This window comes from Frigoribacterium faeni, assembly GCF_011761235.1.
In the GTDB taxonomy this organism is placed as follows: Bacteria; Actinomycetota; Actinomycetes; order Actinomycetales; family Microbacteriaceae; genus Frigoribacterium; species Frigoribacterium faeni_A.
This window is the reverse complement of sequence record NZ_JAAOYW010000003.1, coordinates 186,250-205,320: the sequence shown is the minus strand read 5'-3', so window position 1 is coordinate 205,320 and position 19,071 is coordinate 186,250. Positions and strand designations below refer to the sequence as shown.

Annotated in this window: 19 protein-coding genes; 3 read left to right on the top strand and 16 right to left on the bottom strand. The window is 74.8% G+C overall.

Features of this window, described 5'->3' with window-relative positions:
• Positions 1–16: 16 nt before the first annotated feature.
• The 3 genes from lepB to FHR78_RS13050 all read right to left on the bottom strand — a co-directional run bounded on the left by lepB (position 17) and on the right by FHR78_RS13050 (position 2,563).
• A complete protein-coding gene (gene lepB, locus FHR78_RS13060; RefSeq protein ID WP_347878208.1) occupies positions 17–622 on the bottom strand; it encodes a signal peptidase I in 606 nt (201 codons plus the stop codon).
• 25 nt (positions 623–647) lie between these two features.
• Positions 648–1,571, bottom strand: coding sequence for an oxygenase MpaB family protein (locus FHR78_RS13055; RefSeq protein WP_166760974.1), 924 nt, complete (start codon positions 1,569–1,571; stop codon positions 648–650).
• A gap of 173 nt (positions 1,572–1,744) precedes the next feature.
• Positions 1,745–2,563: an SDR family oxidoreductase gene (locus tag FHR78_RS13050; protein ID WP_347878207.1), complete on the bottom strand. Its 819-nt coding sequence runs from the start codon at positions 2,561–2,563 to the stop codon at positions 1,745–1,747.
• A 134-nt stretch (positions 2,564–2,697) separates the two neighbouring features.
• Between FHR78_RS13050 and FHR78_RS13045 the strand changes: the two genes are divergently transcribed.
• Complete coding sequence (locus FHR78_RS13045; protein ID WP_166760972.1) at positions 2,698–4,380, top strand: long-chain-fatty-acid--CoA ligase; 1,683 nt, start codon at positions 2,698–2,700, stop codon at positions 4,378–4,380.
• An 87-nt stretch (positions 4,381–4,467) separates the two neighbouring features.
• Positions 4,468–5,868, top strand: coding sequence for a serine hydrolase domain-containing protein (locus tag FHR78_RS13040; protein WP_166760971.1), 1,401 nt, complete (start codon positions 4,468–4,470; stop codon positions 5,866–5,868).
• 43 nt (positions 5,869–5,911) lie between these two features.
• Here FHR78_RS13040 and FHR78_RS13035 read toward each other — a convergent pair whose 3' ends face one another.
• The 5 genes from FHR78_RS13035 to FHR78_RS13015 all read right to left on the bottom strand — a co-directional run bounded on the left by FHR78_RS13035 (position 5,912) and on the right by FHR78_RS13015 (position 10,539).
• On the bottom strand, positions 5,912–6,367 hold the full coding sequence (locus tag FHR78_RS13035) for an SRPBCC family protein (protein ID WP_166760970.1): 456 nt from the start codon (positions 6,365–6,367) through the stop codon (positions 5,912–5,914).
• Positions 6,364–7,830 carry an FAD-dependent oxidoreductase gene (locus FHR78_RS13030; RefSeq protein ID WP_166760969.1) on the bottom strand — a complete coding sequence of 489 codons (1,467 nt, stop codon included), beginning with the start codon at positions 7,828–7,830 and terminating at the stop codon, positions 6,364–6,366. Before FHR78_RS13030 ends, FHR78_RS13035 begins: the two co-directional genes overlap by 4 nt.
• On the bottom strand, positions 7,827–8,855 hold the full coding sequence (locus FHR78_RS13025) for an SDR family oxidoreductase (protein WP_166760968.1): 1,029 nt from the start codon (positions 8,853–8,855) through the stop codon (positions 7,827–7,829). Before FHR78_RS13025 ends, FHR78_RS13030 begins: the two co-directional genes overlap by 4 nt.
• Before the next feature lie 63 nt (positions 8,856–8,918).
• Positions 8,919–9,710: a hypothetical protein gene (locus FHR78_RS13020; RefSeq protein ID WP_166760967.1), complete on the bottom strand. Its 792-nt coding sequence runs from the start codon at positions 9,708–9,710 to the stop codon at positions 8,919–8,921.
• 139 nt (positions 9,711–9,849) lie between these two features.
• The gene (locus FHR78_RS13015) at positions 9,850–10,539 is read right to left on the bottom strand and encodes a DedA family protein (RefSeq protein WP_166760966.1); all 690 of its coding nucleotides are present in this window, start codon (positions 10,537–10,539) and stop codon (positions 9,850–9,852) included.
• A 225-nt stretch (positions 10,540–10,764) separates the two neighbouring features.
• On the opposite strand from FHR78_RS13015, the gene FHR78_RS13010 reads away from it, so the two are divergent.
• Positions 10,765–11,088, top strand: coding sequence for an ATP-dependent DNA ligase (locus tag FHR78_RS13010; protein WP_166760965.1), 324 nt, complete (start codon positions 10,765–10,767; stop codon positions 11,086–11,088).
• Positions 11,089–11,115: 27 nt separating this feature from the next.
• Here FHR78_RS13010 and FHR78_RS13005 read toward each other — a convergent pair whose 3' ends face one another.
• The 8 genes from FHR78_RS13005 to FHR78_RS12970 form a co-directional block, all read right to left on the bottom strand.
• Positions 11,116–11,499, bottom strand: coding sequence for a DUF3054 family protein (locus tag FHR78_RS13005; protein WP_166760964.1), 384 nt, complete (start codon positions 11,497–11,499; stop codon positions 11,116–11,118).
• A complete protein-coding gene (locus FHR78_RS13000; protein WP_166760963.1) occupies positions 11,496–12,143 on the bottom strand; it encodes a spermidine/putrescine ABC transporter substrate-binding protein in 648 nt (215 codons plus the stop codon). The genes FHR78_RS13005 and FHR78_RS13000 overlap by 4 nt, the downstream gene beginning before the upstream one ends.
• 255 nt (positions 12,144–12,398) lie before the next feature.
• A complete protein-coding gene (locus tag FHR78_RS12995) occupies positions 12,399–13,235 on the bottom strand; it encodes a DUF3097 domain-containing protein (protein ID WP_347878206.1) in 837 nt (278 codons plus the stop codon).
• Positions 13,228–14,034 (bottom strand): hypothetical protein, encoded by an 807-nt coding sequence (locus FHR78_RS12990; protein ID WP_166760962.1) that lies wholly within the window; start codon positions 14,032–14,034, stop codon positions 13,228–13,230. Before FHR78_RS12990 ends, FHR78_RS12995 begins: the two co-directional genes overlap by 8 nt.
• A 41-nt stretch (positions 14,035–14,075) precedes the next feature.
• A complete protein-coding gene (gene gatB / locus FHR78_RS12985; RefSeq protein ID WP_166760961.1) occupies positions 14,076–15,575 on the bottom strand; it encodes an Asp-tRNA(Asn)/Glu-tRNA(Gln) amidotransferase subunit GatB in 1,500 nt (499 codons plus the stop codon).
• A complete protein-coding gene (gene gatA, locus FHR78_RS12980; RefSeq protein ID WP_166760960.1) occupies positions 15,575–17,125 on the bottom strand; it encodes an Asp-tRNA(Asn)/Glu-tRNA(Gln) amidotransferase subunit GatA in 1,551 nt (516 codons plus the stop codon). The genes gatB and gatA overlap by 1 nt, the downstream gene beginning before the upstream one ends.
• A gap of 2 nt (positions 17,126–17,127) precedes the next feature.
• Positions 17,128–17,427: an Asp-tRNA(Asn)/Glu-tRNA(Gln) amidotransferase subunit GatC gene (gene gatC / locus FHR78_RS12975; RefSeq protein WP_166760959.1), complete on the bottom strand. Its 300-nt coding sequence runs from the start codon at positions 17,425–17,427 to the stop codon at positions 17,128–17,130.
• Positions 17,428–17,543: 116 nt separating this feature from the next.
• Complete coding sequence (locus FHR78_RS12970; RefSeq protein WP_166760958.1) at positions 17,544–18,995, bottom strand: alpha/beta hydrolase; 1,452 nt, start codon at positions 18,993–18,995, stop codon at positions 17,544–17,546.
• Positions 18,996–19,071: the final 76 nt, after the last annotated feature.

The window sequence follows — 19,071 nt, the reverse complement described above, 5'->3', positions numbered from 1 at the left end:
CCCGGCTCGGCTCAGCTCAGAGCGTCGACCAGCGCCCCACCGGCCAGAAGACCACCGTCGCCCGCCCGACCACGTTCTCGAGCGGCACGAACCCCTCGTACGGCCCGGTCACGTGCGAGCGCGAGTCGGCCGAGTCCTCGCGGTTGTCGCCCATCACCCAGAGCGCGCCCTCGGGCACCGTGACGTCGAACGCGGCGAGCGACGCCGGGTCGCCCTCGGGCACCTGCAGGTACGGCTCGTCGAGCGGCTCGCCGTCCACCGTCAGGCGCCCGTCGGCGTCGCAGCAGCGCACGGTGTCGCCGGGCAGGCCGACGACCCGCTTGACGAGGTCGTCGCCCTCGGCCGGCGACAGCCAGCCGCCCGGGTCGCGGAACACGACGACGTCGCCGCGGTGCAGCTCCGACAGCCGGGGCGCCAGCTCGTTCACGAGGATGCGGTCGCCGACCTGCAGCGTCGCCTCCATCGAGGCCGAGGGGATCGAGAACGAGCGCACGAGCCACGTGCGCACGCCCCACGACACGAGCAGCGCGACGAGCACGATCACGACGACGTCGCGCAGCCAGCGCAGGCCGGCCGACCCCCGGCCGGCCGGAGGTGCGGGGTCGAGGGCCTGGTCGCTCACCGCTCCATCCTGCCCCACGCCCCGGTCAGGCCCGGGCGGCCGTCCAGCCGAGGCGCTCCAGCCGCGCGAGCGAGTGCTCCTCGGCGACGGGCTTGTCGCCGAGCACGCCGCCGATCGACCGCAGCATCGCCCCCGCCGGGCCGGCGGTCGGCAGCTCGAGCGGCCCGACGTGCGGGGCCCGCAGCCCGAGCAGCTCGCGGAACCGGGGCTGCAGCGTGCCGACGGCGCCGTTGAAGAGCACGGGGTAGCCGGCGCGCAGCACCGGGAACAGCGGCGGTCGACGGATGAAGCCCACCACCTCCTCGGTCCGGGCCGTGCGCTCGAGGACGCCGCGACGGTCGAAGTCCATCAACTGGTCCTGCATCTCGGCGACCGACCGCGGCGGGTCGACGACGCCCATCAGCTCGCCCGCCGTCGCCCACTCGCGTACGTACGCGTCCGGGCCGCCGGGCACCTCGCCCCGTCCCCACTGCTGGTACGCCGCGAGGAACGAGTCGGCGAAGGCCATGTGCACCCAGCTGAGCAGCTCGGGGTCGTTCGCGGCGTAGTCGTGCGCGACGCCGTGGCGGTCGTCGTAGCTGCCGACCACCTTGGTGTGCAGGCGGGTGACCCACTGCGAGGCCCGGGTCGCCGCCTCCTTGCTGCCGTAGGTGACGGTGTAGATCCAGCGGATCGTGCCGGCGAGGCGGCCGAGCGGGTCCTCGCGGAACCGTGAGTGGTCGTGCACCCCCGCGAGCGCCCCGGGGTGCAGCGCCTGGACGAGCAGCGCGCGGACCCCCGCCGCGATGGTCGACATCGAGCCGTGCACGGCCCAGACGGCCGACCCCGGCAGGAAGAACCCCTCGTCGTCGCCCTTCTCGAGGTCGGTGACCCACTCGGGCGTGCCGGTGTACTGGCCGTTGAAGGTGTACTGCAGGCGGGCACGGAGCGGCTCGGTCAGGGCGGGCATCCTCCGATCATGCGCCGCCCGGCCTGGGCGCCTGCCCCCGACCTGCCGCGTCGTCTCGACGTCGAGCGACCGGGGCCGTGGCCGACGGCGGCGCGACCGGTCCGCCCGGACGCACCGCGCCTCCTCGGCCGGTGTCGACACGAGGAGGCGCGGGTGCAGCGGGCAGGGAGGCGTCAGTTGCCGTGCGCCTCCTCGGCGACGGGCTGCCACTCGTCCCAGAGCGCGAGACGCGACTCGTAGTCGGCCTTCGCGATGCCGAGCGGCGCCTTGCCGAAGAAGACGCGCAGCGGCGGCTCCTCGGCGTCGACGACCTTGAGGATGGCCGTGCGGGTGGCCGTGGGGTCGCCCGGGTCGGCGGCCGACGGGCGCTTCGACGCGGCCTCGCGGACCTCGGCGTAGGCCTCGTTCTCGTCGCTGCGCGACGCGGAGGGGCCCGACCAGTCGGTCGAGAAGCCGCCGGGCTCGACGAGGGTGACCGAGATGCCGAAGCCGGCGACCTCCTGCGAGAGCGACTGGCTGATGCCCTCGAGGGCCCACTTCGACGCGTGGTAGATGCCGACCGTCGGGAACGCGCTGATGCCGCCGATGCTCGAGACCTGCACGATGTGGCCGCTGCCCTGCTCGCGCATGATCGGCAGCGCGGCCTGGGTGACCCAGAGGGCGCCGAACAGGTTCGTCTCGAGCTGGGCGCGGGCCTCCTCCTCGGTGATCTCCTCGACCATGCCGAAGTGGCCGTAGCCGGCGTTGTTGACGACGACGTCGAGCCGGCCGAAGTGCTCGGCCGCCTGCTGCACGGCGGCCACGTCGGCCGCGCGGTCGGTGACGTCGAGCTGCAGCGGCAGGAAGGTGTCGGGGTACTGCTCGACCAGGGCGTCGACGGTCTCGAGCTTGCGGGCCGTGCCGGCGACGCTGTCGCCTCGCTCCAGGGCCGCCTCGGCCCACTCGCGGCCGAAGCCCTTCGACGCGCCGGTGATGAACCAGACCTTGCTCACGGTGTTCCTCTCTCCTGCCCGCGCGGTGCGGGCGCTGGTGCGCTGTCGGGAGCGCGGCTCCACTGAACGCCGGGACCCGCCGACCCGCGCACAGCCCGCTCGGAGGGTTCGCATCTCGGCCTAGAGTGGACCGCGTGACCATCGACACCGCTCGTCCCTGGCTGGCCTCCTACGCTCCCGGCGTCCCCCACGACATCGAGCCCGTCACGGGCTCGCTCCTCGACATCGTCGAGGGCACCGCCGCCGAGTACCCGAAGACGGTCGCCCTCGAGTTCTTCGGCGCGACGACCACGTACTCCGAGCTCGTCGACCAGGTGTCGCGCGCCGCCGAGGGCCTGCGCGCGCTCGGCGTCCGGCACGGCGACACGGTCGCCCTCGTGCTGCCGAACAGCCCGCAGCACGTCGTCGCGTTCTACGCGGTCCTGCGCCTCGGCGCGATCGTCGTCGAGCACAACCCCCTCTACACGCCGCGCGAGCTCCGCCACCAGTTCGAGGACCACGGCGCGAAGGTCGCGATCGTGTGGGACAAGGTCGTCGAGACCGTGCAGGACTTCCCCTCCGACGTCGCCGTCGACTCGATCGTCTCGATCGACGTCACCCGGGGCATGCCCTTCGCCACCCGGGCCGCGCTGCGCCTGCCGATCAAGAAGGCGCGGGCGTCCCGCGACCGGCTGACGACGAGCGTCCGCGGCACCGTCCCGTGGCAGAAGATCGTCGGCTCGTCGCGCATCAAGGCCCGCCACCCCCGCCCGGCGACGACCGACCTCGCGGTCATCCAGTACACGAGCGGCACGACGGGCACGCCCAAGGGCGCCCAGCTCACCCACGCGAACCTGCTCTCGAACGCGGCGCAGTCGCGGGCCTGGGTGCCCACCATCACGCGCGGCGACTGCACGGTCTACGCGGTGCTGCCGATGTTCCACGCCTACGGGCTGACCCTCTGCCTCACCTTCGCGATGAGCATGGGCGCACGCCTCGTGCTGTTCCCGGCCTTCGACCCGGCCCTCGTGCTCAAGGTGATGAAGAAGCGCCCGCCGACCTTCCTGCCGGCCGTGCCGCCGATCTACACGCGCCTGCGCAAGGCGGCCGACGACGCGGGCGTCTCGCTCAAGGGCGTCGAGGTGGCCATCTCGGGCGCCATGCCGCTCTCGGCCGAGGTCGTCGAGCCCTGGGAGGAGCAGTCGGGCGGCTGGCTCGTCGAGGGCTACGGGCTCTCCGAGTGCTCGCCGGTGCTCATGGCGAACCCGGTCGGCCCGACCCGCCGTGCCGGCACGGTGGGCCTGCCCCTGTCGAGCACCGAGGTGCGCGTGGTCGACCCCGAGAACCCCACCGTCGACGTGCCCGCGGGCGAGAGCGGCGAGCTCATCGTGCGCGGGCCCCAGGTCTTCAGCGGCTACTGGCGCAAGCCGCAGGAGTCGAGCGAGGTCTTCGTCGACGGCGACTGGTTCCGCACCGGCGACATCGTCACGATCGACCCCGACGGCTTCGTCCGCATCGTCGACCGCATCAAAGAGCTGATCATCACGGGCGGCTTCAACGTGAGCCCGTCCGAGGTCGAAGAGGTCCTGCTGCGTCACGAGGGGGTCGCCGAGGCCGCGGCGGTCGGCCTCCCCTCCCCCGGCGGCGAGCAGGTCGCGGCCGCGATCGTGCTGCAGCCCGGCGCCGAGGTCGACGTGCAGGCCCTGCGGGCCTTCGCCCGCCAGCACCTCACCCCGTACAAGGTGCCCCGCCGCATCGTCGTCGTCGACGAGCTGCCGAAGTCGCTGATCGGCAAGGTGCTGCGCCGCAAGGTGCGCGACGAGCTCGCCGACCGCTGACGCCGGTCGCCGCCGGCCCGCGGGTCGGCGGCGGGCCGGGGATCTCCGCCGGCCCGCGGGTCGCCGGCGGGCGCTAGCCTCGGGCGCATGACCATCGCCGCTCTGCCCACCAGCACGCCGTCCGCCGAGGGCGTGGACGCCCGCGGCGTCGAGGCGTTCCTCGACGGCCTCGAGTCCACGCCGGGCGTCGAGCCGCACAGCCTGGTGCTCGTGCGCCACGGCTCCGTCGTCGCGCAGGGCTGGTGGGCGCCGTACACGGCCGACCGCGTGCACCTGCTCTACTCGCTCAGCAAGAGCTTCACGTCGACCGCCGCCGCCCTCGCCGTCGACGAGGGGCTGCTCGGCCTCGACGACACGGTGCTCAGCCACTTCCCCGAGCTCGACGCCGACGTGACCGACCCGCGCAGCCGGTCGATGCGGGTGCGCGACGTGCTGGCCATGGCGAGCGGGCACGAGGCCGAGACGCTCGACCGCGCCCTGCAGGCCGACCCGACCGACCTGGTCCGCGGCTTCCTCCTCACCCCGCCCGAGGCCGACCCCGGCAGCGTCTTCGCGTACAACCAGCCCTGCACCTACGCCGTGGCCGCGATCGTGCAGCGCGCCTCCGGCGTCTCGCTCACCGAGTACCTCCGACCGCGCCTCTTCGAGCCGCTGGGCATCGGCCAGGCCAGCTGGCAGCGCGACGACAGCGGTCGCGAGATCGGCTTCAGCGGGCTGCACGCGCAGACCGAGGCGATCGCCCTGCTCGGCCAGCTGTGGCTGCGGCGCGGCGTGTGGCAGGGCCGCCGGCTGCTGCCCGCCTCCTACGTCGACGAGGCGACCCGGGTGCAGGTCGCGAACCCGGACGAGCCGAACCCGGACTGGAGCCAGGGCTACGGGTTCCAGTTCTGGCAGGCCCGGCACGGCTACCGCGGCGACGGCGCCTACGGCCAGTTCTGCGTCGTGCTGCCCGAGCACGACGTCGTGGTCGCCCTCACCGGCCAGAGCGTCGACATGCAGGCCGTGCTCGATCTCGCCTGGCGGCACCTGCTGCCGGCCTTCGAGGGCCCGGGCGACCCTGCCGCCGACGAGGCCCTGGCCCGCCGCACGGCCGCGCTGGGGCTGGCGCCGCTCGACGACGAGACCGGCGCGGCCGAGCTGCGGCCCGCCTCCTTCGTGCCCACGTCGGCGAGCGAGCAGCCCAGCGTGACCGCCGTCGAGCTCGTCGACGCCGGCTCGTCGTGGCGCGTCCGCCTGCACGAGGGCGAGCACGTGCTCGACGCCGAGCTCGTGCTCGGGGCGTGGGCCGTCACGGGCGCCCTGGCCGTGACCGCCGGGCGACGCGGCGGGGCGCTGCACGTCGACGTGGTCTTCGTCGAGACGCCGCACCGCCTGCACCTCGTGCTCGACGCCGGCTCGGCCGACGTCCGCTGGCAGACGGTCCCGCTGCACGCGCCGCTGCTGCGTCAGCTGCGGGCCCCGGTCGACGGCGAGTCCGCTCCGCTCTGACGGGCGTCCTCGCCGGGTCGCCGGGCCACGCAGGAGGCGCGGGTCAGCTCGGGCCGGACCGGTCGCGCGTCCGCCCCTCGGCCATCCACGCCAGCCGCCGCAGCGCCTCGCGGTTGCGGACGCCGAGCGGCGGGTCGAGCAGGACGTCGGGCACGAGCGCGCCCGGCCCGGTCACCGCCTCCTCCTCCATGACGACGAGGCAGCCGCCGGCGCGGTCGTGCACCGTGATCGCGACGCGGGCCTCGCCGAAGGGCCAGCCGCGGGCACGGAACACGGCACGGCGCGACGGGTGCCACTCGAGCACGCTCGTCGTGTCGTCGATGACGAACGGCCAGATGCCGAACGAGTGGTGGATGCGCGCGCCCACCGCGGGCCAGGTGGTCTCGACGTCGCGGATGCGCGAGGCGCCCACCACCCAGCTGGCGAACAGCCAGCCGTCGGCGAGCACGTCGAACACCTCGGCCGGCGAGGCCTCGACGAACAGCTGGTCGCGGCTCACGGTCGTGTCCCCTCGTCGGGCCCCAGGCGGGGCAGGTGCTCGATGCCGAACTCGTGCCTCAGCGCGCTGCGGGCGGCGTACGCGCCTCCCATGCCGTGCACCGACGGCCCCGGGGGCACGGACGACGACGCCAGGTAGGTGCCCGCGATCGGCGTGCGCCACGGGTCGGTCGACACGACGGGGCGCGCGATCAGCTGGCGCATCGTCGGGGCGCCCGAGGCGATGTCGCCGCCGACGTAGTTGGGGTCGTGCCGCTCGAGGTCCGACGCGGTGTGCGCCGTCGAGTCGAGCACTAGGTCGCGGAACCCGGGGGCGAAGCGCTCGATCTGCCGGGTGATCGCCTCGGTCATGTCGACGGTGCTGCCGTTCGGCACGTGCGCGTAGGTCCAGAGGGCCTGCTGCCCGGCCGGGGCGCGCGTGTCGTCGACGACCCCGGCCTGGACGGCGAGCACGAACGGCTCGTCGGGGTGCACGCCGCGGGCGACGTCGTGCTCGGCGCGGGCGATGGCGGCCCGGTCGCCGCCGAGGTGCACCGTCGGCGTGCGCCGCAGCTCCTCGGCCTGCCAGGGCACGGGGCCGCTCAGGGCGAAGTCCACCTTGGAGGCGCCTCTCCCGTAGCGGAACCGCTCCAGTCGGCGACGGTACCCGGCGGGCATCTCGTCGCCGGCCATGGCGACCAGCTGCCTCGGCGTGACGTCGAGCAGCCGCACGGGAGCCTCGAGCTGCCGCAGGCTCGTGACCTCGACGCCGGTCTCGATGACTCCCCCGTGGGCCAGCAGGTCGTCGGCGAGGGCGTCCGCGATGGCCTGGCTGCCGCCGCGGGGCACGGCCCAGCCGTAGCCGTGGCCGTGGACGGCGAGGGCGAGGCCGGCAGCCGACGCGCTGAGGCTCGGCATCGGCCGGATGGCGTGGGCCATCACGCCCGCGAGCAGGGCCTGCGCCTCGGCGGTGCGGAGGCCGGCGTCCCACCACGGACCGCCCTGGTGCAGGATCCGCAGGCCGAACTCGATCGTCGTGCCGAGGTGCCGGGGCACCTGCAGGATCGACGAGAGCGTGAACTGCGAGAGCTCGTCCTCGAGGTCGACCAGGCGCGAGAACATGCGGCGCCAGGTCGCGCCGTCGGCGCCGAGGCCGTCCGCCGTGCGCTCGAGGTCGCGGTAGGCGACGCCCGCGGCGCCGCCGTCGAGCGGGTGCCCGTACGACACCTCGGGCACGATCATCTCGACCCGCTGCTGCAGGCCCCAGCGCCGGAAGAACCCCGACGCCATCGCCATCGGGTGCACGGCCGAGCAGATGTCGTGCCGGAACCCCGGCAGGGTCAGCTCGGACGTCCGCGTGCCGCCGCCGACGGTGTCGGCCCGCTCGAGCAGCTGCACGCGCAGCCCCGCCCGGGCGAGCACGACCGCCGCCGAGAGGCCGTTCGGCCCCGCGCCGACGACGACGGCGTCGAACGGGGTCGTCACGGTCGGCGCGAGCGGCCGGCCACGGCGCGCACCACCGCGGCGCCCGCCCCGAGAACGCCCGCGGCCGCGACGGCGTAGCTGACGCCCCGGTTGCGGGTGTACCAGACCTGCGGGCTCGTCGAGCGGGCCTGGTCGTCGAAGATGCCGTGCGCGCCGTGGTCGCCCGCGACCGGGGCGTAGAGGTTGTCCGGCCACATGGGCTCGGACTTCTCGGGGGCCTGCTGTCCGCTGTAGCCACTCTTCGCGAGGTAGACGTCGAGCCAGTTCGCGACGAAGCGGTTGCCGAGCACGGTCATGACGGTGGGCTCGCCGATCCACGACCGACGACGCGGCTTGTCGGCCACGTCGGCGATCGCGCGGGCGCCCACCTCGGGCTGGAAGATCGGCGGCACCGGCTTGGGGTGCTCGGGCAGGCGCGACCGCACCCAGTTGAACTGGATCGTGTTGAGCGCCGGCATGTCGACCGTCGAGATGACGACGCCGCTCTTGTTGTGGATGAGCTCGGTGGTGACCGACTCGGTGAAGCCCTGCACCGCGTGCTTCGAGGCGCAGTAGGCGGCCTGCAGCGGGATGCCCCGGTGGGCGAGGGCCGAGCCGACCTGGATGACGTGCCCCTTGTCGCGCGGCGTCATGCGCGACAGCGCCGCCCGCGTGCCGTTGACGAAGCCGAAGTAGTTGACCTGGGTCGCCCGCTCGAAGTCGTCGGGGTCCGTCTCGAGGAACTCGCCGAAGACGCCGACCATGGCGCAGTTGACCCAGAGGCCGATGTCGCCCAGCTCGGCCTCGACGCGCGTCGCCGCCGCCTCGACCTGCTCGCGGTCGGCCACGTCCGTGGGCACGCCCAGGCCGCGGCGGCCCGCCGCCACGACGTCGGCCACGGCGCCGTCGACGCCCTCCTGGCCCCGGGCGAGCACCGCGACGTCCCAGCCCCGGTCGGCGAGCTCGCGCACGACGGCCCGGCCGAGGCCTGCGCTGCCTCCGGTGACGACGGCGATGCGGGAGGTGGTGGGGTCGAGCTTGCTCATGCGTCTCCTCAGACGGTCGTCGACGGTGTCGTCGGGGGTGCGGACGGTCGACGGTAGTCCTCGTCAGATGTCGAAGTCACCGAAGTCGCCGCCGCCGAAGTCCCCGCCGCCGAAGCCGCCGCCGAAGTCCCCGCCCCCGAAGTCGCCCGCGGCTCCCGGGTCGCCCGCGGTGGCGTCGCCCGCCAGCTGCGGGTCCGAGCCCGCGTCGGCGCCGGCGTCGGCGCCGCCGTCCGCTCCCGCGTCGCCGTCCGCTCCCGCGTCGCCGCCGTCGGCCGTCGCGTCGCCCCCGTCGGGCAGGAACGAGCTGACCAGGGCCGAGCCGATGACGTAGCCGGCGACGGTGCCGAGCAGCGACCCGCCGATGATCGAGCCCATGCCGAGACCGCCCTGGCGACCGGGCACCTGGCCGCCGGCACCCTGCGCGCCCGGCGCCCCGCCTCCGAGGGTCTGCTCGAGCGTGCCGGGACGGCGCAGCTCGGACCGGGTCGCCGCCTGGGCCAGCGAGCCCGCGTCGTCGCCGCGCGGCTGCTCGCCCTGGGGCGACTGGCGGCTGAGCTCGTCGAACACCTGGCGGCGCTGCTCGAGCGTCAGCGTGGCGAAGGCCTCGGCGTGCACCTGCTCGATCGTCTCGGGCGGGGCGGTGCGCAGCAGGTAGCGGTAGCGCTCGACCGCGATCTCGTCGTCGCTGCGGCCGGCCTGCGGCCCGCCCTGCTGCGGCGCCTGGCCGTACTGGGGTGCCTGGCCGTACTGGGGTGCCTGGCCGTACTGCGGTGCCTGGCCCTGCTGAGGTGCCTGGCCCTGCTGCCGGCCCTGCTGGTCGTCGTCTCGTCCGAGGAGCCTGTCGAGGAATCCCATGCCGTGCCGTCCCTTCGCGGTGTCCCGGGCGCCTCCCGGGTCTCCGACAGTACGGACCGGCGGCGACGCCCGCCTGGACGCTCCGTGCGGATCAGCCGTGGAGTGTGCGATCGGCCGTGCGCGGGGCGGGCCGCGGTGCTCAGCCCGAGGTGCGCTCGGAGGCCCGGCGGCGACGCACGGCCCGCACGACGAGCCAGGCGACGACGCCCGCGATCGCCGCGTAGACCACGTAGTCGAGGTACTTCGCGTAGCGGTCGATGAGCTCGTACTGGGTGCCGAGCGCGACCCCGAGCCCGATCAGCAGGGCGTTCCAGAGACCGCTGCCCACGACCGTGAAGAGCGAGAACGTCAGCAGGGGCATCCGGTCGGCCCCGGCCGGCAGCGAGATGAGGCTGCGCACCCCCGGGATGAACCGGCCGAAGAACACCGCGGAGCGGCCGTGGCGGTGGAACCAGCCGGCGGCCGAGTCGAAGTCCTCGCGGTCGACCAGCGGCAGCTTCGACAGCCAGCGGATGCTGCGCTCGAGGCCCAGCAGGGCGCCGAGGCCGTACAGCACGAGGGCCCCGACCCAGGCGCCGAGGGTGGCGGTCAGCACGAGCAGCACGACGTCCATGTCGCCGCTGCCCGCGAGCGCGCCCGCGAGCGGCAGGATGACCTCGCTCGGGATGGGCGGGAACACCGTCTCGACGAACGTGAGGAGGCCCACGCCCCACTCCCCCGCGGCGTCGATGACGCGCGAGGCGAGGCCGACGAGGCCCTCGCTCTCGGTCAGCGACCCGGGAGAGCCCGAGGCGACGAGGAGGAGCGGGCTGGCGGCGGTGGAGGTCATGGGTCCCTGGGTCGGTTCGGTGCCCCGCGGGGCTCGGATCGGCAGCACGAGCATGGCAGGGGCGGCTGGGCGACGCCCCGGATCGTGCGCACCGTGCACGCCGCCGGGACACGGCGGACGACGGCCGACGCGGGGTCGGGGCGCACGGTAGATTGACCGGCACGCGCCGCCGACCCCGGCCCGCGGCGCGCATCGGCACGGACGACAGGACTGAACGGGCACACCATGGGATCGTTGATCTACGGCACGTCGAGCATCGAGGTCGAGTTCGAGGACCGCACCCTCGAGCACCTGCAGATCGTCATCGCGACGAAGCTGCGCCGACGCGAGTCGTTCTTCTTCTCCTGGCGCGACACCCAGAAGGTCGGCGACGGCCGCAGCAGCATCTGGCTCGACCCGGGCATCCCCCTCTACTTCAAGTACTCCGGGGGCCGCGTCCCGACCATCAACCGCGAGTGGCTGGCCGAGCTCACCACCTCGTCGAACAGCTCGTCGGGCCTGGTCCTCACCGACGAGCCCAGCACCGACAACTCCGTCAAGCGCGCCTAGGCCGCGATCGGGCCAGCCGGTCGCGCGTCAGCGGCCGGGGCGACGTGCCCGACGGCGACGCCCCAGGGCCACGAGGGCGCGCCACCCGAGCAGGAACGCCCCCAGCACGACGACCGTCACGACGACGAAGCTCACGGCCGTGCCCTGCCCGCTGACGACCCGCAGCACCATCCCGACGACGACCGTCGTCGGCCACACGACGAGACCCGAGCTCACGGCGGGCAGCGCCCGGCCGCGCACCAGCACGAGGGCCCAGCCCACGGCGAGCCCCGCCGCGAACGGCCAGAGGGTGGTCAGCACGCCGGCCAGGGCCGACCCCTCGTCGTGGCTGCGCCGCCCGATGAGCACGAAGGCCGTGACGAGCACGAGATCGGCGACGAAGGCCCACCAGGGCGATCGGCGGGCGCTCACCGGGGCTGCTCCAGCGTGCGCGAGAGCTCGGCGAGCAGGTCGTCGACCTGGGGCTCGACGAGACGCGACAGCGCGTCGGCGATGCGCTCGCGCTGGCCGGCCACGGCGAAGCAGAGCGCCGTGCCGACCGACTGGGCGTGCTCGTCGGCGAGGGCGAGCTCGCGGCGCAGGGCCTGCTTGGCCTCCTCCGAGAACTCGGGCTCGGCGGTCGGGCCCTCCGCAGGGTCCGCAGGAGGCGCCTCCTGCGCGGCGAGGCCCGCGAGCGTGAACAGGAACGGCTGGCTCGGATCCGGCTCGGGGTCGACGTCGAGGCCGTCGAACTCGGGGGCCAGGTCGGCCTCGGGCCGGTAGCCGGCGGGCTCGCCCTCGGCTGCGCGTCGCAGCTCGCGGTCGACGAGCGGCAGGTTGCGGGCGGTGTACCGGTCGACCTCGGCGTCGACGATGTGGCGCAGCCGGTTCAGCAGCGCGTGCTGGACCGCGTGCGGCACGTCGTGGTCGAGCCCGGCGGCCACCGCGACGGGCGAGCCGAAGCAGGTGCGGCAGACGCGGGTCCGCCCCCGCGCGGTGCCGATGCGCCACCGGGGCAGCCAGCGCAGCCACGCGTCGACGGCGCTGCGCACCTGCCCTTCGATCGAATCGGCCATGCGACGAATCTAGGGCGCGATGCCGCCGCGCGCCCTGTGCGGCCGGGCGATTCCCGGACCTGGGCCCGGCGTGGGCCGCGGAGTCCGAGCCGGCCGGACCCCGCAGGGCCGGGCGGACCGGGCAGGGCAGGGCCGGGCAGGGATCAGGACCCTCGGGCGCCCGGCTCCTGCGTCGTGCACGGATCAGGACTCCCGGGCCCCTCGCGGCACGGATCAGGACGCGCGTTCCTGAACGAGGGAGGAGCAGACGGCGGGTCAGTCGACGGTGACGAAGTCGATGAGCTGCTCGACGCGGCCGAGCAGGGCCGGCTCGAGGTCGCCGAAGGCCCGGACGCGGCCGAGGATGCGCTGCCAGGCGGCGGCGATGTCGGCCTGGTCGTCGTGCGGCCAGCCGAGGTGCTCGCAGATGCCGTGCTTCCACTCGATCGAGCGCGGCACGTCGGGCCAGGCGTCGAGGCCGAGGCGGCCGGGCCTGACGGCCTGCCAGACGTCGACGAACGGGTGCCCGACGACGAGCACGTGGGCGCCCGCCGGACCGCGGGCGATCGACTCGGCGATGCGGCTCTCCTTCGAGCCGGGCACGAGGTGGTCGACGAGGACCCCGACGCGCCGGGTCGCGGTCGGCCGGAACTCGGCGAGCACCTCGGCGAGGTGGTCGACGCCCTCGAGGTACTCGACGACGACGCCCTCGACGCGCAGGTCGGCGCCCCAGACCTTCTCGACGAGCTCGGCGTCGTGGCGCCCCTCGACGAAGATGCGGCTCTCGCGGGCGACGCGGGCGCGGGCGCCGTCGACGGCGAACGAGCCCGACGCGGTCCGGGCGCGCCCCTGGGGCGCGGCACGCGGCACGCGCAGCGCCACGGGCGCCCCGTCGATCAGGAACGAGCCGCCGAGCGGGAACGCCCGCACGCGGCCCTTCCAGTCCTCCAGCTCGACCGTGCCGGCCTCGACGCGGACGACCGCACCGGTGAAGCCGCTGCGCGCCTCCTCGACCACCAGGTCGCGCACGGCGTCGGTGGGCGTGGGGGCCGGTCGGCTCGAGCGCTTCCAGTCGCCGCTGAGCACGTCGCGGCCGTAACGGTCGTCATCCACGGGACGGTCCTCCTCTGGTGGGTCGGGGCTGGTAGGGGCGGGGCGGTCCCTTGCCGTCGGGGTCGCCGCCCGCGCCGCGCCTGGTCGCCGGACGGCGTCCCGGCGCGGGCGACGGCGTCCGGGGGGCCGTCGCCGAGCCGGGCCGCGGCGTGCGTGCGGCCCCGGGCGCGGGCTTCCCGGCGGTCGCCGCCGGGGCGGCGCGCGGGGCGGGCGCCGGGCGGGCGGGCGTCGCCGCGAGGCCGGAGGCGGCCCCGGCGCCGGGCGTCGGCCGGGCGACGGGAGCGGCGCGCGGAGGCGCCGCGGGCACCGCGAACCCGACGCCGAACGCCCACGCGGCGCCGCCCAGCACGACGAGCAGGTACGCGCCCGAGACGAGGAGCGGCAGCCACCAGGCGGCCAGCGGCCCGTCGCCCTGGCCGGCCAGCGCGAGCACGACGAGCGCGACCACGCACCAGACGGCGGCCGCGAAGGCCCTGGCCGCCCAGCGTGCGAGCCGCAGCCGCAGCTCGGGCCGGTTCGCCGGGGCCTTCCAGTGCTCGGGGTGCGGCACGAGCAGGTGCCGGGCGGGGGTCCAGGCCAGCGCCGCCGCGGTGACGAGGTACGCCAGCACGAGGCCGACGAGCACCGAGGAGGCGACGAGCAGCAGGTCGGACCGGCTCGCGGCCAGCCCGGTCGCCCCGTCGCGGAGGTGCACCACGACCACACGAGCGGGCAGGAGCTGCAGCGCGGTCACGAGCACGAGCGCCGCCGCGGCGAGGGCCAGGCCCATCGGCGCGGCGGCACGGAGCAGGGGCGGCACGGTCGTCGACCGGGCCGCCCCTGCGGGGTCGGGAGAGGAGGTCAGGCCTGCGCCCTCTCGAGCACGAGCTCGCGGACGCGCGCGGCGTCCGCCTGGCCCTTCATCGCCTTCATGACGGCGCCGATGACGGCGCCGGCCGCCTGCACCTTGCCGTCGCGGATCTTCGCCAGCACGTCGGGCTGGTCGGCCAGCGCGGCGTCGATGGCGGCGATGAGCGCCCCGTCGTCGGAGACGACGGCGAGACCGCGCGACGCGACGACCTCGGCGGGCGAGCCCTCGCCCGCGACGACGCCCTCGAGCACCTGGCGGGCCAGGCGGTCGGTGAGCTCGCCGGACTCGACGAGGGCGATCAGCTCGCTGACGTGCAGGGGCGACACGAGGCTCGAGCCCTCGACGCCCCGCGCATTGGCGAGGCGGGCGATCTCGCCGGTCCACCACTTGCGGGCGGCCTGGGGCGAGGCGCCGGCGGCGACCGTGTCGACGAGCTCCTGCAGCAGGCCGGAGTTCACGACGTCCTGGAACTCCTGGTCGGCGAAGCCCCACTCGGCCTTGAGCCGGCGGCGCATCGCGACCGGGGCCTCGGGCAGGGCGCGTCGGAGCTCCTCGACCAGCTCGCGCGGCGGGACGACGGGCAGCAGGTCGGGCTCGGGGAAGTACCGGTAGTCGTCCGCGTCGCTCTTGGGGCGGCCGGCCGAGGTGCGGCCGGTGTCCTCGTGCCAGTGCCGGGTCTCCTGCGTGATCGTGCCGCCGGCGGCGAGGATGGCCGCCTGGCGCTGGATCTCGTGGCGGACGGCCCGCTCGACCGAGCGGAACGAGTTCACGTTCTTGGTCTCGGTCCTCGTCCCGAGCGCCTCCTGGCCGTGGGGACGCAGCGAGACGTTGGCGTCGCAGCGGAGGTTGCCGCGCTCCATGCGCGCCTCGCTGACGCCGAGGCTGCGCACGATGTCGCGGATGGTCGAGACGTAGGCCGCGCCGAGCTCGGGACCGAGGGCCCCGGCGCCGATGATCGGCTTCGTCACGATCTCGACGAGGGGGATGCCTGCGCGGTTGTAGTCGACGAGCGAGTACTCGGCGCCCTGGATGCGGCCCGTCGAGCCGCCGACGTGGGTGAGCTTGCCGGCGTCCTCTTCCATGTGGGCCCGCTCGATCGGCACGTGGAACACCGTGCCGTCGGGCAGCTCGACCTCGACCTCGCCCTCGAAGGCGATCGGCTCGTCGAACTGGCTGACCTGGTAGTTCTTGGGGTTGTCCGGGTAGAAGTAGTTCTTCCGGGCGAAGCGCGAGCTCTCGGCGATCGAGCAGCCGAGCGCGAGGCCGAGGCTGATCGAGTACCGGACGGCCTGCTCGTTGACCACGGGCAGCGAGCCCGGCAGGCCGAGGTCGACCGGGGTCACGTTCGTGTTCGGCTCGCCGCCGAAGAAGTTCGGCGCGTCCGAGAACATCTTGGTCTTCGTGCCGAGCTCGACGTGCACCTCGAAGCCGAGGACGACCTCGTACCGGGCCAGCGCCTCGTCGTAGTCCATCAGGTCTGCCTTGGCCATCAGATGACTCCCTCGGTGGCGGCGGTCTGCTCGGTGCTGCTCAGGTCGGGCGCACGCGAGATGAGCGTGTGGCCCCAGCCCTGCTCGAGCAGCTGCTCGACGGCGGCGCCGTAGGTGTAGAGGCGGGCGTCCTCGCGGGCGGGCGCCATGAACTGGAGGCCCGTCGGCAGGCCGTCCTCGTCGGCGAGGCCCATCGGCACCGTGATGCCGGGCACGCCGGCGAGGTTCGCCGGGATGGTCGTGAGGTCGTTGAGGTACATCGCCAGCGGGTCGTCGATCTTCTCGCCGAGCGGGAACGCCGTGGTGGGCGCCGACGGCGAGACGAGCACGTCGACCTTCTCGAAGGCGGCCGCGAAGTCGCGCTGCACGAGGGTGCGCACCTTCTGCGCGCTGCCGTAGTAGGCGTCGTAGTAGCCGGCGCTCAGGGCGTAGGTGCCGAGGATGATGCGGCGCTTGACCTCGGGGCCGAAGCCGGCCTCGCGGGTGGCGGCCATGACGTCCTCGACCGTGCCGCGCCCCTCGGGCACGACGCGCATGCCGAAGCGCACCGAGTCGAACTTGGCCAGGTTGCTCGAGGCCTCGGCGGGCAGGATCAGGTAGTACGCGCTGATGGCGTACTCGAAGCTGGGGGCGTCGATCTCGACGACCTCGGCGCCCGCGGCCGTGAGCAGGGCGAGGGCCTCGGCGAAGCGGGCCTTGACGCCGGCCTGGAAGCCGTCGCCGGCCAGCTGGCGCACGACGCCGACCCGGACGCCCTTCAGGGCGCCGCCGGCCAGGCCGCGCCGTGCGGCCTCGGCGAACGAGGGCCACTCGTCGCGCAGCGACGTGGAGTCGCGGCGGTCGTGCCCCTTGATGACGTCGTGCAGCAGCGCGGAGTCGAGCACGGTGCGGCTGACGGGGCCGACCTGGTCGAGCGAGCTGGCGAGGGCGATCGCGCCGTAGCGGCTGACGCCGCCGTAGGTCGGCTTGACGCCGACGGTGCCGGTGACCGCGCCGGGCTGGCGGATGGAGCCGCCCGTGTCGCTGCCGAGGGCCAGGGGCGCCTCGAAGGCGGCGACGGCCGCGGCCGAGCCGCCGCCCGAGCCGCCGGGCACGCGGTCGAGCGACCACGGGTTGTGCGTGGGGCCGTAGGCCGAGAACTCGGTGGAGGAGCCCATGGCGAACTCGTCCATGTTCGTCTTGCCGAGCGGCACGAGGTCGGCCGCGCGCAGCTTGGCGACGACGGTCGCGTCGTAGGGCGGCACCCAGCCCTCGAGGATGCGGCTGCCCGAGGTCGACGGCATGTCGATCGTGCAGAGGACGTCCTTGACGGCGATCGGCACGCCCGCGAGGGGGCCCATCGCGTCGCCGGCGGCACGCCGGCGGTCGACGTCCGCCGCCGTGGCGAGGGCCTGGTCGCTGACGTGGAGGAACGCGTGGACGTCGCCGTCGACGGCGGCGATCCGGTCGAGGTGCGCCTGGACGACCTCGACGCTCGAGACGTCGCGCGAGGCGAGGCGGGTGCTGAGGTCGTCCGCGCTGAGGCGGATGATCGAGGAGGCGTCGGCCACGGCTACTGCTCCTCTCCCAGGATGGCGGTCACGCGGAACCGCGAGCCGTCGTGGTCGGGCGCGCCCGAGAGCGCCTGCTCGACCGTGAGCGTCTCGCCGACGACGTCCTCGCGGAAGACGTTCTCGAGCGGGATCGGGTGGCTCGTCGCGGGGACGTCGTCGGTCGCGACCTCGGCCACCTTGGCGACGTTGTCGACGATCTGCCCGAGCTCCCGCGTCATGGTCTCGATCTCGTCGGGGGTGAGGGCGATGCGGGCGAGACCTGCGAGGTGCTCCACCTGTTCGCGCGTGATTTCAGACATGCTGCTCCGTCACGTGGTTCGTCTGGGGTACCGCGGCTGGGGGTACCCGACGATCTTACGGGGAGGCACCCGGCCCGCGGCGCGGACCGTGCCGCCCGCGCGGCCGTCGCCGGGGCTCAGTCGCGCAGCAGGACGTCCTGCGGCCGGACGAGCGTCAGGTCGGGCGCCTCCGGGGCGGGGCCGACCGGGTGCGGCGACCGCCCGGCCGCCAGCGCGCCGCGCCCCAGCCCGATCAGCGCCGTGCTGCGCAGCGTCTCGGTGCCGGGCACGAGGTAGGAGTTGTGGCCGAGGGCGGCGGCGAGCGGGCGTCCCGTGACGTCGTCCGCGCCTCCTCCGGTGTGCAGCACCACGGCGCCGAAGCCGGCCGTGCCGGGGTCGGCGCCGAAGAACGCGCTGCCGGCGACCGGGTCGAAGCCCCCGGCGGCGGCGAACACGTCGCCGCCGACGACGTCGAGCATCGACACGGAGGGCACGACGCTGCCCGGCGAGCCGAGCAGCACGAGCGAGTCGACCGACACCGTGCCGGCCGACAGGGCCAGAGTGGCCGTCGTGGAGCCGTACGAGTGGGCCACCACGGTGACCCGGGCCGGCGAGGAGGCGCGGGTCGCGTCGAGCCCGGCGATCGAGTCCTCGAGGCGGTCGGCCCCGGCACGGGCGAGGTCGAGACCGTAGACGTTCGTCAGGTCCGGGGTCCGGTAGCCGAGCCAGGCGACGACCGCGACCTGGTCCATCCGGTCGTCGTCGGCCGTGGCGAGCAGGTAGGTCCACGAGCGCTGCTCGTCGTAGAGGTCGCCGGCCGTGTCGGTCCAGTCGACGAGCTGGCTGGCCACGGTGAAGAACATGCCCGGCACGAGCAGGGTCACGTCGTCGGCCGTGTCGAGGTCGCCGACGGCGACCGCGGCGCGCCCCGGCAGGACGGTGTCGAGCACGACGAGGTGCCGCTCGGCGTCCCCGCTCGCGCGGCCGCCGACCGCCGCCGCGACCTGCGCGAGCATGGCCGACCGCGCCTCGTCGTCCGCCCGCTCGGCCGGCGTCCCGATCCTGGCGTCGACGGCCGCCCGGGCGGCGACGAGGAACAGGCGGTTCGCCTGGTCGCGCGTGGCGTAGGGCACGCCCTCGAGCCCGCCCACGAGGCCGGGCAGCCGGGCGGCCACCGTCAGCTGCCGGGAGTCCTCGAGTCCGGCCCACCAGGTCGCGACCTCGTCGGCCGACCGCGCGGAGGCGATCCCGTCGACGAGGGCCGCGGTGTCGTCGCCGGACGCGTCCAGCGAGGCGGCGAAGGCGTCGAGGTCGCGCACGTCGGCCGTGGCCAGCGCGTCGAGGCAGGCCGTGGGCGCCGTCGGGTCACACGCCCGGGAGAGCTGCCCGGCCCGCGGGCCCGGCACGGGGGCGTCGGCTGCGGAGCCGGGGCCGCTGCCGGTGCCGGTGCCGTCGACCGACGAGGAGGCATCGGCCGCGCCGTGCTCCGTCGTCGCGGCCTCGGAGACCCCTGCGGGCACGACCGGGGCGACGACCGCACCCGTGAGGTGGATCGAAGCGGACAGGATGGCTGCGGCGAGGAACAGCACGTCGGGTCTTTCCCCCTCGTGCGCACCTGAGCCACGACCCCCTACAGTCCTGGTCGATGCGCGCCCTCATCCTACG